At 58.7% G+C, this 14,761-nt stretch carries 11 protein-coding genes; 6 read left to right on the forward strand and 5 right to left on the reverse strand.

The features are described from left to right. Window positions 1-63 precede the first annotated feature (63 nt). Complete coding sequence (locus tag MUU53_RS10305) at window positions 64-1,146, reverse strand: FAD-binding oxidoreductase (protein WP_281435078.1); 1,083 nt, start codon at window positions 1,144-1,146, stop codon at window positions 64-66. 5 nt (window positions 1,147-1,151) lie between these two features. Next, a complete protein-coding gene (locus MUU53_RS10310; RefSeq protein ID WP_247260826.1) occupies window positions 1,152-2,396 on the reverse strand; it encodes an aromatic ring-hydroxylating oxygenase subunit alpha in 1,245 nt (414 codons plus the stop codon). Window positions 2,397-2,700: 304 nt separating this feature from the next. Between MUU53_RS10310 and MUU53_RS10315 the strand changes: the two genes are divergently transcribed. From MUU53_RS10315 to MUU53_RS10325, 3 genes are read left to right on the forward strand one after another with little or no spacing between them, the layout of a single operon-like run. Next, on the forward strand, window positions 2,701-3,312 hold the full coding sequence (locus MUU53_RS10315; RefSeq protein WP_247260827.1) for a DUF6656 family protein: 612 nt from the start codon (window positions 2,701-2,703) through the stop codon (window positions 3,310-3,312). A 46-nt stretch (window positions 3,313-3,358) separates the two neighbouring features. Then, complete coding sequence (locus MUU53_RS10320; RefSeq protein ID WP_247260828.1) at window positions 3,359-4,339, forward strand: L-threonylcarbamoyladenylate synthase; 981 nt, start codon at window positions 3,359-3,361, stop codon at window positions 4,337-4,339. 13 nt (window positions 4,340-4,352) lie between these two features. Continuing rightward, a complete protein-coding gene (locus MUU53_RS10325; protein ID WP_247260829.1) occupies window positions 4,353-5,780 on the forward strand; it encodes an FAD-binding oxidoreductase in 1,428 nt (475 codons plus the stop codon). A gap of 6 nt (window positions 5,781-5,786) precedes the next feature. Here the strand turns inward: MUU53_RS10325 and MUU53_RS10330 are convergent, their stop codons facing one another. Further along, on the reverse strand, window positions 5,787-8,084 hold the full coding sequence (locus MUU53_RS10330; protein ID WP_247260830.1) for a DUF1217 domain-containing protein: 2,298 nt from the start codon (window positions 8,082-8,084) through the stop codon (window positions 5,787-5,789). A 329-nt stretch (window positions 8,085-8,413) separates the two neighbouring features. On the opposite strand from MUU53_RS10330, the gene MUU53_RS10335 reads away from it, so the two are divergent. Continuing rightward, window positions 8,414-8,980 carry a DUF6101 family protein gene (locus MUU53_RS10335; protein ID WP_247260831.1) on the forward strand — a complete coding sequence of 189 codons (567 nt, stop codon included), beginning with the start codon at window positions 8,414-8,416 and terminating at the stop codon, window positions 8,978-8,980. A gap of 75 nt (window positions 8,981-9,055) precedes the next feature. Here MUU53_RS10335 and ubiA read toward each other — a convergent pair whose 3' ends face one another. Together ubiA and MUU53_RS10345 are read right to left on the reverse strand one after the other, a co-directional pair. Beyond that, window positions 9,056-10,027: a 4-hydroxybenzoate octaprenyltransferase gene (gene ubiA, locus MUU53_RS10340; protein ID WP_247260832.1), complete on the reverse strand. Its 972-nt coding sequence runs from the start codon at window positions 10,025-10,027 to the stop codon at window positions 9,056-9,058. 118 nt (window positions 10,028-10,145) lie between these two features. Further along, complete coding sequence (locus tag MUU53_RS10345; RefSeq protein ID WP_247260833.1) at window positions 10,146-12,464, reverse strand: Tex family protein; 2,319 nt, start codon at window positions 12,462-12,464, stop codon at window positions 10,146-10,148. Window positions 12,465-12,636: 172 nt separating this feature from the next. On the opposite strand from MUU53_RS10345, the gene purD reads away from it, so the two are divergent. Continuing rightward, window positions 12,637-13,902, forward strand: coding sequence for a phosphoribosylamine--glycine ligase (gene purD, locus MUU53_RS10350; RefSeq protein ID WP_247260834.1), 1,266 nt, complete (start codon window positions 12,637-12,639; stop codon window positions 13,900-13,902). 110 nt (window positions 13,903-14,012) lie between these two features. Continuing rightward, a complete protein-coding gene (locus MUU53_RS10355; protein ID WP_247260835.1) occupies window positions 14,013-14,498 on the forward strand; it encodes a plant virulence effector HPE1-like domain-containing protein in 486 nt (161 codons plus the stop codon). The last annotated feature ends 263 nt before the right edge of the window (window positions 14,499-14,761 follow it).

Raw genomic sequence — 14,761 nt, forward strand, 5'->3', positions numbered from 1 at the left:
TTGGTTTGCCGTCCAACGCAGTCATTGAAGACAGGTTCCGCCAGCAGAGGCACGAAAGCGTGATCAGGCTTCCACTTCGACATCCGTTTTCGGACGCGAGCAGCAGGCGAGAATATAGCCCTCCTCGATCTCCTCATCGAGGATACCGCCGTTGTGTGCCATGTCGACCTCGCCAGAGAGAAGCATGACGCGGCAGGTGCCGCACAGACCGGATTCGCAGGCAGCCCCGATCCGCACACCACTGGCGCGGGCCGTTTGCAAGACCGTGAAGCCCGGTTCGCATTTGCCGTCTTTGCCGGACATCGAGAAGGAAACCTTGTGGGCCTTGACCTCTCCATCGGCGTTTGCAGCCACCACGGGCAGTTCCGCCGCAACAGGCTGGAAGGCTTCCTCGTGGTAGCGGCTCATATCAAAGCCTGCGCTCTTCAGGCTTTCCCGTACCGTTGCCATAAACGGCTCCGGTCCGCAGCAGAATACTGTGCGCTCGAGAAAATCGGGCGCCAGCAGCGAAAGCTTTGCCTTGTCGACGAAGCCCTTAAGGCCTGCCCAGAGCTGCGACCGACCGACCTGCTCCACGATGAAACCAAGCTGGAAGTGCGGCAGGTGGCGCGCGAGATACTCCAGTTCCCAGCGGCAGATGATATCATCCGGCGAGCGTGCGCAGTGGATGAAACTGACATCGGTATCCGGCGTACGATCGGCCATGTCGCGCGTCATCGACATCATGGGCGTGATGCCGGATCCGGCGGAGATGAATAGGTACTTCTCGCCCGGGTGCTTGACGTAGGAGAAATCCCCCAATGGCCCGATGGCACGCAGCTTCATGCCGGGCTTCAGATTGTCGAACATCCAGCGCGTGCCGATGGAGTTCTTCTGCGCCTTCACCGTGACCGAGACCGTATAGGGTCGCGAGGGGCTGGAAGAGAGCGTATAGGTGCGCAAAATCGGTTCCGGCCCCACCGGAAGTTCCAGCGTGACGAACTGGCCGGGCAGATAACGGAACCAATGGCCGGGATTTTCCGGCTTGAAAGTGAACGTCATCACGTCCGGCGCTTCCGGCGTCCAGGCGACAAGTTCCAGAAGATGCGTCCGGTCGGACCAGGGCCGCATCTCATCGACATGCTTGTAGGGATGAACTGGCGTCATGATGCTCAGGCCACGGCGGAAAGCTTGGCGCGGTCGCCCTGCAGGCGTTCCGTCATGAAGTTCGTGTACCACTCGACGAACTGCATGACACCACCTTCGTGATCGGGCGAATAAGGGCCTGGCTCATAGGCGGGCGAACGGATGCCGAAGGCGTTTTCTTCAACGATCGAGCGATCCTGATCATTGGTCATCTGCCAGACATGTGTCAGCTCGTGCAGGTCGTAATCCACGCCTTCCACGGCATCCTTGTGCACCAGCCATTTGGTGGTGACCTGCGTTTCTTCCGCAGACAGGGGTAGGACACGGAACGAAATCGCGTGGTCTACCAGCATGTGGTTCCAGGTCGTCGGATAGTGGAACAGCAGCATGGTGCCGATATGCGAGATCGTCACGTCATCGGAGAGCGGACGCTTCACGGCCCGCTTGCCGCTCATGGTGTAGCTTTCGGCATCCTCGATCAGCGGCATGCGCGCCACGCGGAACTGGCCGCTCTGATGCATGGTGAAGGCGCTGGGAAGGCCTGCCTGCTCGCAACGCTGCCAGTGTTCGGAGATGACCGGATCGTCGGCGGCACCCTGCACGCCGGTTGCGGACGGGGCTTCGGGATAGGTGCGGCACAGTTCCGGATGGTTGCCGGCACAGTGGTAGCATTCGCGGTTGTTTTCCCAGACGAGTTTCCAGTTGCCCTTCTCGACAATGGTGCTTTCGAAAGCCACCTTGCTTTCCCAAAGGCGGTGCGGTGCGATGTAAGGCTCGATGGTCTGGCGGACGGCTGAAAAATCCGGCGCTTCATCCGCAAGACAGATGAAGATGTAGCCGCCGACGCTTTCGCAGTGCACCTGTTTCATGCCGAACTGCGCCTTGTCGAAATCCTCGCCCATCTGACGGGCAAAGACCAGCGAGCCATCGAGGTCGTAGGTCCACTGGTGATAGGGGCACACGAGCTTGGCGGATGCACCCTTTTGTGCCGTGCAGACGCGATGGCCACGGTGGCGACAGGTGTTGTGGAAGGCACGAATGATCTTGTCGCGACCGCGCACGATAACCACCGGATAATCGCCGATCTGCGCCGTGAAATAGTTTCCGGCGCGCGGGATTTCGCAGTCATGACCCATGAAGAGCCAGTCGCGATACCAGATCATTTCCATGTCGAGGCGGAAGTAATCCTGATCGATGTAGAAAGGCTGTTCAAGGCTGAAGCCCTCACGGTGGCTCTTCAGCTGGCGCAGCACGGTTTCGCGAATATCCATCTTGCGTTCCTGTCGATCTGGATTGACCCCGAAATGTCGACCATAATTATAGCCGAGAGCAGGTCAGCCACGACAGAGGGCATTGCGACATGCAGTTCCGCATTGACGACAGGAAAAACGACATGTCGCAATGAGCGCATTCGCTAAACTATCTCAAGTATCCAATGGTTTAAGTCATAGTCTCGTCGCTTCCAAGTGGGAATGGACGACGCAAACAGAACAGAGATCAAAATCAGCAATCACGCAAGCCAGCGTTAAGGATCGTGCAATAAACTTTTGGCTGTACCGGTTCGGAGAGCGTGGCGTGGAAGAGAAAAGGAAGTTCCGTTATTTTGATGCGGCGGCGCTCAAGCCTTTGTTGCCGCAGCCAAAGAAGGCTTCTCATTCGGAATTCCTGCGCACGGGCCGCATCTCCCGCGATAAGGGCGACTGGCTACCGGACGAACGCCGCTATCTGACCTATGAGGAGGTGGCGGAGCGCACGGAAAAGAAGCTGACAACCGCGGGCGAGACAACCCACGAGCGTCTCAACAATGTTCACAAACTGATCCGCTTTCCGAAGATCATATTCAGCAAGGCGCTGGATGAGCGTCCCCACCTTGGCTACTGCCACGTTACCACAGCCAAGACGCGCTTCGATCGCAACAGGCCCATCGTCTGGTCGTTCTACATCTGCAATTTTGTAGCCGACATCAGCGAGAACGAAGGCTTTTTCCAGCATATCCGTACCGACTACTCGCGCATGTATTTTGCCGTTGCCATGCAGCAGGCCGAAGACGGACGCATGCAGATCGACCGCAGCATTCGCGGCAATGGGCTGCTGTTCAAAACGAATGATCCGGCGGAGGCGCTGAAGAACGTGCTGGTGCTGGGTGCGCCGGACGAAACGGTCCGCGAGATCATCCGCAAGCTCTGAAAGAATTTGCAAGGCCGATGGATTTGGCGTTATTCACCAGATCATCATGGCTGCAACTATCATTTCCATTCGCTCCGAACATGAACGCGCGCTTGAGGAAGGCGTGGCACGGCTTGCCGAAGGGCTGCCGATTGCCTTGCCGACTGAGACCGTATACGGCCTGGCGGCGGATGCCACGAACCCCAAGGCCGTGACTGCGATCTACGAGACCAAGGGGCGTCCGCAGTTCAACCCGTTGATATGCCACATGGCAGATCTTGCCATGACCAAGGACCATGCCACGTTCGATTCGATTTCGGAAAAGCTTGCCCGTGCGTTCTGGCCGGGGCCGCTGACGCTGGTTCTGCCGCTTCGGGACACAAGTCCCATCCATCCACTGGCAACCGCCGGCCTCGATAGCGTTGGCGTGCGTGTGCCGAAAGGCTTTGCGGGCGAATTGATCGCCGCCTTCGGAAAACCGCTTGCAGCCCCCAGCGCCAATACATCAGGCAAGATCAGCCCCACCAGTGCGGAGCATGTGGCTGATGACCTAGGCGACAAACTGTCCCTCATTCTCGATGGTGGCGTTGCGCCGGTCGGGGTCGAATCCACCATCATCCGCGTCGAGGGCGAGCGCGTGCGACTGCTGCGCCCCGGCGGCATTGCGGCAGAGGAGATCGAGGCGCTGCTGGGTCATCCGGTTGAGCGCCAGGAGGGTCCGGCACCGACAATCGAGGCGCCCGGAATGCTGGCTTCGCACTACGCGCCAGGGGCGTTCGTGCGGCTCAATGCCGTGGATGCGCAGGCCGGTGAGGCGCTGATCCGCTTTGCGGGCCAGCCCGTAGCGGGAAGCGAGAAGGCGCATGCCGTGTTCGATCTCAGCCCTGAAGGGGATCTTGCAGAAGCGGCTGCCAATCTGTTCGGGCTGTTGAAACAGGCTGACGCGACAGGCGTTGATAAAATTGCGGTTGGCCCTGTTCCCGACCACGGGCTTGGCGAAGCGATCAACGACCGACTGATGCGGGCTGCTGCACCGAGAGACACGTAAAGGAACTTCCGATATGGACAGCCTCCCCTCTTCCGACCTGCTTTCCCGCTTTGCCGCAATCGTGGGCGACAGCAATGTCATCACGGATGAGAAGGAGATGGCGCCCCGCCTTTCCGAGAACCGTGGGCTCTATCACGGGCGGGCAGCCATGGTTGTCAAACCGGCTTCAACGCAGGAGGTCTCCCAGATCCTGGCTCTGGCGAGCGAAACCGGAACGCCGGTGGTGCCGCAGACGGGCAATACGGGACTGGTCGGCGGGCAGACACCCTCGGAAGACGGCAAATCCATCATCCTGTCTCTCGAGCGTATGAATCGCATCCGCGACATCGATCCGTTGGGAAACACCATGGTGGTCGATGGCGGGTGCATTCTCGCCGATATCCAGAAGGCTGCGGAGGATGTCGGGCGGCTGTTTCCGCTTTCGCTTGGCTCCGAAGGCTCATGCCGCATTGCTGGCAATCTCTCCACCAATGCGGGCGGAACCGCCGTTCTCGCCTATGGCAATACTCGCCAGCTTTGCCTCGGGCTCGAAGTCGTCCTGGCGACCGGCGAAATTTGGGACGGTCTGCGCCGCCTGAAGAAGGACAATACCGGCTACGACCTGCGCGATCTCTTCATCGGCGCGGAGGGAACGCTTGGCGTCATTACCGGTGCCGTTCTGAAGCTATTCCCCCGCCCGGCGGGCCATCAGGTGGCGTTTGCAGGCGTGCCCTCACCGCAGGCCGCACTTCAGCTTTTCGAAAAAGCGTCCAACCTGTGCGGCACGGCGCTCACAGGCTTCGAACTGATGCCTCGTATCGGAATAGACTTCACGACCCGCCATATTCCGGGCGTACGCGATCCACTCGCCTCCCCTCACCCGTGGTATGTCCTGATCGATATCTCCACCAATGATTCAGCCGCGACAGCGGAAACCATGGTGCACCAGGTTCTGGAACAGGGGCTTGAGGCGGGCCTTGTCGAGGATGCGGTCATTGCGGCTTCTGTTGCTCAGGCCAAGGCGATCTGGCACATGCGCGAAAGCATGTCGGATGCGCAGAAACCGGAAGGTGGCTCGATCAAGCACGACGTCTCCGTTCCGGTGGCGCGCATTCCGGAATTCATGGCACAAGCTGAGACGGCCGTACTGACCGCCATGCCGGGTGCGCGTATCTGCGCTTTCGGGCATCTGGGTGACGGCAATATTCACTACAACATCTCGCAGCCGGTCGGCGCCGACAAGGCCGCATTTCTTGCCCGCTGGCGCGAGATCAACGCAATCGTCCATGCCATCGTTCTGGAAAAGGGCGGCTCGATCTCCGCCGAGCACGGCATCGGTCAGTTGAAGCGGGACGAGCTGGCGAGCATTCGTCCAGCCATCGAGATAGACCTCATGCGCCGCATCAAACGGGCATTCGACCCCGCCGGGATCATGAACCCCGGCAAGGTGATCAACGTCTGAACCGGATTATCGCTGCGAGAGCGAGTACAAGAGGTCGGCGCTGATGCCGGACGCTGCGCCGCTGCCGTTCAGGATGGAGAGAGCTGACGAGCTGGCACTGGAGTTCTGCTGGTCGTAGAGCGCCGTGAACTTGCTGATCATCTTGGCGACCTTCTCGTTATCCTTGAGGTCGGAGAGGTTCATATACTTCTCGACAAGGGCCGCCTGCTTGTCGACATCCATGTTGCTGAAGCTGTCTGGCAGAGAATAGGACACTCGGAAGAATTCGAGCAGCGCCGTATCGCCCAGGATATCATAAGCAGAGGTGATCTTCGGCGACATGCGCTCGAAGTAGAGTGCCAGGCGAACGCCTGGATTGGCCTCACCCTGCTGCTCCTCCAGCGTCTGGCGGTTATACTTGTTCTCGATCTCTATGACCTTGCCCTGGGACTGAACGCCGGTGTTCACAGTGCGCGAGATGTTTCCATCCTTGTCGAAATTGAACGAGCCCAGCATTTCTGCCCAGACACCATTCTTCTGCTGGTTTACGAAGCTCTTGGGATCAGAAAGATCCGACTTGAAGACCTGTTTGAGGAAATCATTGGTCACGCTCTTCGGATCGACACCGTAGGAGGTCAAAAGCACGTTCACGAGACGGCTATCGGCCAGAAACTCGGAGGCGTTCTCGATCTTGACCATCTGCTTCGAATAATAGCTGACTTCTTCCTTGGCTTTGGACTGCGCCGCGGTCAGCTCCGCGCCTTTCAACAGACGCGTCTGCTGAATGGTATAGGCTGAACCGATGGACGTGATCGTGGCGCTTGTCTGCGCAATGACAGGCGATGTCGTATTACCGTCCTTGCCAAAATTGAACGCCTTGGCGAGTTTGACATAACGGTCGTCGCCGAGCGTATAGACGAAGCTTTTGCTATCGTTGAGATCGCTCGTCAGCACCTGCTTGAGCGTGTAGGCTGAGACATCGGCGGGATCGAGGCCAACCGCCTTCAGTGCAAACTCGTAGGCATTGGGCTTTGCCATGAAGTCGTCGACGGATTTGATGCCCGTCATCGCCGTTTTGTACAGGAGCGCTGCCTGCTCATCGGCTTCGTCCTGCGTGTCGTCATACCGGCTGAAGTAGTAGCTGGAGGTAATCTCCTGCTGCTTGGCCGTCTGGGCGCTTCCGGCAGCGACCGTTCCATCCGATGCGAAATTGAAGGCCTTTGCCAATTCCAGAAGTCCCGGCTTTTTTTCGGCCAGCTTGTAGACCATGCTGTTCTTGTCGTTCAGATCGCTTTTCAGCGAGGTCTCGATATCCGACCAAAGTACGCCGTCCAGATTGAACGCCTTGCTGATGTATGCATAGAGGCGGCTGTCCGCCGATAAATCCGCGACTTTCGTGACGTTGCCGATCTTGGACTTGAAATAGGCATCCTCATTTGTCGCGGTCGTGGTGGATACACGGGTCTGATTGCTGAGGTAGAGTTCATACGTCGCCTTGGACTGGTCCGTCGTCTGCGCGCCTCCCGCCGGGACGGTTCCATCCGCATTAAACTGAAAGGCATCCGCCAACTTGTAATACTGGTCGATTGTGCTCAGCGTCTTGTCGTTCGCAAAGATCTTGTTGCGAAGCGCAATGCGTTTATCCGGATCCGTTTCCGCATCGACCTGCACTTGGAGCGACGCATTCTCTGCCGTCAGGGCGTCCTTGCGAGGTTTGAGGTTCTGATTGATGTAGCTGTTCGCATCGCTGGTATCGCTTGTCAGGACGCCTTTCACGAAGTCGCGCGAATAATAGGTCTGGTCCAGACCGTAGGCGGTGAACATATAGGAGCGTAGCCGGTCGTCGCTTAGCAACTGATCGACACTGGTGATCGTGCCCATCATCGCGTTGAAATATCCTGCCTCGACGGAAACGGATTCCTCCTTGGCATCCATTGTCGCAGTATAGAGCCCGATGACATCATCCATCTGGTTGGAGGTCTGGGCAACTGCGGAACTTGTATCATTGAAATTGAAGGCGGCTGCGAACTGGCGATATCGACTGTCGCTGAGACGATTGGCAAAGCTCGTCTCGTCGCTGAGATCGCTTTCCAGAACCTTCTGCATGAAGGCCTTGGCATAGGTCATCTCGCCCAGACCGAACGCCTTCATCGCATAGTTATACAGCCGATCGTTCTTCATGAACTCATCGACAGTCTTCACCTTGGCAATGTTAGCTTCGTAGTAATCTGCCTCTCGCGATACCTCGGGCTGTTTGGCCACGCGATTGAGACTCGTATAGAGATCGCGGTTGACAAGATCGTAGCTGAGAAAGGTCGATACCATTGCCGGGGCCTCTTACCCTCATGCGACGTTTGAGACGCCACATTACATACGGAAACTTAAGGAATTGCTCTCGCAGTGTGTCACGTTTCCCTTGCCTGGACCTGTCGTATTTGAGCGTTTCGTATCAGGCTTGCAACGGGATTGCTGGATTCATTCAAATGAAAGCTTGAGAAGTTTACATTCGCTAACCATCTGAGGACGCTATAATTTCTTAACCGCGATTTTTAAGTCGTTCTGCAAGTACCCCGCCTATGTTGAGCCCACCAGAGGACAAAAGTCCCGGGAGATGACCGAAACGGCTCTCAGGTAAAACAAGGGTAGCATTCGAGATGACAAATACGGTTCTGAAACCTACATGGGCAGGTGCAACGCTGCGGCTCGACCCGGCGCGCTTTCCCCAGCAGATCACGTACGGGCTGCATGATGCCGCCGGCGATGTCACCATTACCATCGACGAACGCGGCGCAGTCCTGCGCAAGATCCTCCCCGAGAGCGGCCTGCCGCTTTCCTTTGCTCTTCCCGCTCGCGCCTTCAAAGGGGTCGCGGCTCGGGCTATCGATCACGGCAATGGCGACGTCACCGTGACGCTGGAACTCCACCACGAAGATGCGGATCTCTGCATCCCGCTGCTGGTGGCTCACGACCTCTGCGATATCGCAGCCGACTGGCGCAGCTGGTCGGAAGCATTCCGCATACCCATGCTGATGGTTGAGGCAGACGGCATTGCCCGCCCGCTGGAAAACCACCTCGGAAACATTCGGACTGGTGAAAGCAAGCAGCGCCGCCGCCATTCCTACTTCGCCGCACGGCGACCACGCTTCCTGGTTCGCCGCCAGACCGGCAGCCTGGGGGTCGCCATGCGCATCGAAGGCAAGGAAATCATCGCAAGACGCTGATTTTCAATAAATTCAGTATCGAAATCGCCCGGCGCCGACATTTCCTGTCAGCCGGGCGATTTCGTTGAGGCATTGTCACAAGGCATTGCCGTTATAATGCGCCAGAGCCGCCGCAAGGCCGACAAAGATAATGAAGCCAACCCGGTTGTTGAACTTGAAAAGCTTCAGGCATTGATCGGGATTATCGATGTCCAGCACCAGGATCTGCCAGGCCAGCATGACGGCGGCAACAAGCAAGCCTAGATAGGCGAACACGCCAGCGTGTGCCGTCATGAAGGCAGCAATGAAGAACAGCAAAGCCGCGCCATAAATGGCCGACAGCCAGATCTTGGTATGTTCCCCGAACAGGCGCGCCGTTGACCGGACGCCAACCAGCGCATCGTCTTCCTTGTCCTGATGGGCGTAGATCGTATCGTAGCCTATCGTCCAGAGAATGGCTGCGCAGTAAAGCCAGAGAACTGGCCAGCCAAGGCTGCCGTAAACGCCAGCCCAGCCCATCAAGGCACCCCAGGAAAACGCCAGACCTAAGAAAAATTGCGGCCAATCCGTAAACCTTTTCGCAAAGGGATAGATCGCAACGATTACCAGCGAGGCGAAACCCAGCCAGATCGTGAATGTATTGAATTGCAACAAAACGACGAGCCCGACAAGCGCCTGAAGTACCATGAAGACCTTGGCCTGCAGACGCGAGACCCGGCCGGATGGCAGCGGACGCGAACGGGTACGCACGACCTGCAGGTCTATTCTGTGGTCCACCAGATCATTATAGGTGCAGCCAGCACCCCGCATCGCGACTGCCCCGAAGAAGAAGAGAATAAGGTGCGCAAGCTTGAGTTCCAGCGAGAATCCTCCGTCCGGCGCGCCATCCGCATTGGCTGCCAATGCGGAGGACCAGAAGCATGGCCACATCAGCAACTGCCAGCCGATCGGCCGATCCCAACGCGCCAGCTGCGCATAGGGCCAAAGCCAGCGCGGCAGGGCGCGATAGACAAAATTATTGGAGGTTGCGTCGGCCACGCGGCCGCTATCGTCAATCGGCGTGCTCATGGCGAGATGTTCTAGATCATTTCTAGGCGAGTGTAATCACGGTATTCGGTCGCAGCCAGCTTTTCCGAACACGTCGTATTGAATACATATTCCACCAAGGTCGAACGACGGCCGCTTATCAGCGCTTTTTCATCGCTTCGGCCAGGGCGGCACCGAGACCGCCCAATTGGCTTCCCTCGCTTTTCGATGGCTTCGCCTGGGCATGGCGCATAGGATTGCCAGCGCCTGGACTGCGGTTTTCCCGCATGGAAGCCGGGGCTGCCTCGCCGCCATCCTTGCGCATGGTAAGCCCGATGCGCTTGCGCTTGGCATCCACTTCCACCACGCGCACTTTCACCACATCGCCTGCCTTCACAACCTCATGGGGATCCTTCACGAAGCGATCCGCCAGTTGCGAGACGTGGACGAGGCCATCCTGATGCACGCCGATATCGACGAAGGCGCCGAAAGCCGCGACATTGGTGACCGTGCCTTCCAGCAGCATTCCAACCTTCAGATCGCTGATCTCGTTGACGCCCTCGGCAAAGGTGGCCGTCTTGAAGCTTGGGCGCGGGTCGCGGCCCGGCTTTTCCAGCTCGGCGAGAATATCCTTCACGGTTGGAAGACCAAACTGATCATCCACGAACTGCTTGGGATCAAGCCGTTTCAGGGCGGCGCTGTCGCCCATCAGGTCGCGAAGGTCACGACCACAGGCAGCCACGATCTTCTTCGCCACGCCATAGGCTTCCGGGTGGACGGCGGAGGCATCGAGCGGCTCCTTGCCGTTGGGAATGCGCAAGAAACCGGCGCATTGTTCGAAGGTGCGGGCACCAAGACGCGCCACCTTCAAGAGTTCCTTGCGGCTTGCAAACGGTCCGTTCTGGTCGCGATGAACGACAATGGCATCGGCAATCGCGCGCGTAAGGCCCGCGACACGCGCCAGAAGCGGCGAGGATGCGGTATTGAGATCCACACCGACGGCATTCACGGCGTCTTCCACAACCGCATCCAGCGAGCGGGAGAGCTTACCCTGGTCCACATCGTGCTGGTACTGGCCGACACCGATGGATTTCGGCTCGATCTTGACGAGTTCCGCCAGCGGGTCCTGCAGGCGGCGCGCGATGGAGACAGCGCCACGTAGCGAGACGTCGAGATTGGGGAATTCCGTCGCCGCCAGTTCAGACGCGGAATAAACCGAAGCCCCGGCCTCAGACACAATGACCTTGGTGGGCTTTGGACCCGCCGGAAGTGCGGCTAGCATATCCGCCACCAGCTTTTCCGTCTCTCGGCTACCCGTGCCGTTGCCGATGGCGATTAGATCTACCTTGTGCTTGCGAATGAGGCTGGCAAGTTCGGCCTGCGTGCCACGCAGATCGTTCTTCGGCGGGAACGGGTAGACGGTCGTCGTTTCCACCAGCTTGCCGGTACCATCCACCACGGCCACTTTCACGCCAGTACGAATGCCCGGATCGAGCCCCATGGTGGCGCGGGAACCGGCGGGAGCAGCCAGCAGCAGATCCTTCAGATTGCGGGCAAAAACGCGGATGGCCTCTTCCTCCGAGCGCTCCCGCAGTTCGCGCATCAGATCGAGCGAAAGCGACATGGACAGCTTCACGCGCCAGGTCCAGCCCGCCACATCCATCAGCCAGCGGTCTGCCGGTCCCTTCTCGCCAATCTGGAAGGCACCGGCGATCATGCGGTGGGTCGGCTTGATCGGTGACGGATCATCCTGATCGACATCGATGGTCAGCGTCAGGAACTCCTCGTTCCAGCCGCGCAGCATTGCAAGCGCACGATGGCCGGGGGTCGTGGCCCAGCGTTCGGAATGATCGAAATAGTCGGAGAACTTTGCGCCGGCCTCCTGCTTGCCATCCACCACCTTGGCCCGCAGGGTGGCGTTGTCGCGCATATGCTGACGCAGACGGCCAAGTAAGTCTGCGTTTTCCGTAATGGTTTCGGCCACGATGTCGCGCGCGCCTTCGAGTGCTGCCTTCACATCGCCAACCTCGGGCGAGAAATAGGCTTCCGCCAGCTTCGAGGGATCGGCCGAGCGGTCTGCCCAGATGGCTTCCGCCAGAGGCCCGAGACCTTTTTCGCGGGCAATCTCTGCCTTTGTGCGACGCTTCGGCTTGTAGGGAAGATAGAGGTCTTCCAGCTCTGCCTTGGTTAAGGCGCGCGCCAGCTTTACCGCCAGTTCATCCGTCATCTTGCCCTGAGAGTTGATGCTCTCGACAATGGAGGTGCGGCGGGCTTCCAGCTCGCGTAGGTAAACCAGCCGTTCCGCGAGCGTGCGCAGCTGCGTATCATCCAGCCCGCCCGTGACTTCCTTACGATAGCGCGCGATGAAGGGAACCGTCGCGCCCTCGTCCAGCAGGCCAATCGCGGCCGCCGCCTGGTCCGGGCGGGCGTTGATTTCTGCGGCAATGGTCGCGGCGAGGAGCTTGTTATTGGCAGCCATGGGTCTTCCTGTTCTCAGATTTGTGGCGACCATAGCGACAGATCGTGGCAAGGCAACGCCAGCCTGATCACTTCCACAGCTTGAAGACCGTGATCCGGGGCCGAATGGCCTTGACCTTTGCCGCCCCTGCCCTTAACCGCCCAGCATCTCTTTTCAGCAGCGGAGCGCGGCAATGAAGGTTCTTCTGATCGGGTCTGGTGGTCGTGAGCATGCTCTTGCCTGGAAGCTTGCACAATCCCCCCTGTTGACCAAACTCTATGCCGCACCGGGAAATCCCGGCATCGCGGAAGAAGCAGAGCTGGTGTCGCTGAATGTGGAAGACCACGCAGCCGTCATAGCCTTCTGTCAGAAGCAGGCCATCGATTTCGTGGTAGTCGGCCCGGAGGCGCCGCTGGTGGCGGGTCTTGCCGATGATCTGCGCGCCGCCGGCTTCGTCGTCTTCGGCCCTTCAAAGGCCGCCGCCCAGCTGGAAGGCTCCAAGGGTTTCACCAAGGATATCTGCGCCCGCTACAATATTCCAACCGGCGCCTACCAGCGTTTTACCGCTGCGGAACCGGCGAAGGCCTATATTCGCAAACAGGGTGCGCCCATTGTCGTCAAGGCAGATGGTCTGGCCGCAGGCAAGGGCGTGACGGTTGCCATGACAATTGATGAGGCGCTTGCCGCCGTGGATGATTGCTTTGCCGGTGCCTTTGGCGCAGCGGGGGCCGAGGTTATCGTCGAAGCCTATCTGGATGGTGAAGAGGCCAGCTTCTTCTGCCTTTCCGATGGCAAGACGGCCCTGGCGCTGGCCACGGCGCAGGACCACAAGCGCGTGGGCGATGGTGACACCGGGCCGAACACCGGCGGCATGGGCGCCTATTCCCCTGCACCTGTCATGACACAGGACATGGTTCAGCGCACGATGAAGGAGATCATCGAGCCGACGATCCGCGGCATGGCGGAAAGCGGCTATCCGTTCACCGGCGTCTTCTTCGCTGGCCTGATGATCACGGCCAAGGGTCCGGAACTCATCGAATATAACGTGCGCTTCGGGGATCCCGAATGCCAGGTGTTGATGATGCGCCTGAAGAGCGACCTCTTACCAATCCTCTATGCCGCCTCCACGGGCACGCTGGATCAGGTGAGTGCTGAGTGGTGTGACGAACCGGCACTGACAGTCGTGATGGCATCCAAGGGTTATCCGGGCGCCTACGACAAAGCCACCCCGATTACCCATCTGCCGCAGGCACGCGACGGTGCGAAGGTGTTTCATGCCGGGACGGCGCTCAAAGAGGGGCACCTGGTCGCGACAGGCGGACGCGTTCTGAATTTGACAGCAACAGCAAGCACGGTGGCCGAAGCACAGGCAAAAGCCTATAAGCTGGTGGATGAGGTTCGCTGGGAGAACGGTTTTTGTCGTCGTGACATTGGCTGGCGTGCGCTCAATCGCGGATAATGCACGATAAGCCAATTGCACGTCTTTACGATGTGTTAACCGCGCCTCCTGACTGCTTGGAAAGATTCATCTGCTAATGCTCTGCCCTATTATCGGGAAGGGTATTCGCTATGATCAGCTCTGTTCTGGCACTGGTAGCATCTGTTGCAGCCATATCGGCGGATGCGTCCTCCATTTCCGTTCTTTCCGGGAAGCCGGTCCTGGCCACGCCAAGCGTCGTTCACATAGCCTGCGCGGCATGTGACGGAAAGGCATCCCGTCGTTCGAAATCCGCTTATGTGGTGCCTTCACTTGATGCGGGCCAAGAACGCGTGACGATCTCCCAGATCGGCGGGAAGCCGGCGGTTACCCGAACCGAAAACTTCATGGGCGGTTCACCCGTGCGGTTTGTCAGCTTGAACCCTATGTGGGTGGAGCGCGAGCAGCAGCTCATGCTGTCTCGTACCGTTTCCCCAACGAAAAGCGATGGCGTGGACCAGAGGGCGACAACGTCTGCCGTATCGGCGGATGCGGCCCCGAAGCCTGTTGGTGCAACGCCGGTCGAGCAGCCCGCCGCACCTGATTTCTCCAAATTCGAGCTTCGGCCCAGCCTTTGACCAAGTATTCACGATATTGAATACAAGGAAGCGCGAATTTAATGCTTTGCGACTGACCCTTTTTGCCGCGCTCGCAGCAGTCAACGCACACTCCTTATGCTTCCATTTCTCGCCTTCACTGAGTAGTGCGCCGGGAAGTTTCTATTATCTAAATTTTCAGGAAGCCGGTTTACTCTCTTTGTCCAGGAGCGCGTTGTAGTGCTCGTCGGGTGCAGGAAGCGCCTCTCTCAATGATCCTCGACACCTAGTCTTTATCACAGTGC

This window comes from Affinirhizobium lemnae (genome assembly GCF_022968395.1).
Lineage (GTDB): Bacteria > Pseudomonadota > Alphaproteobacteria > Rhizobiales > Rhizobiaceae > Neorhizobium > Neorhizobium lemnae.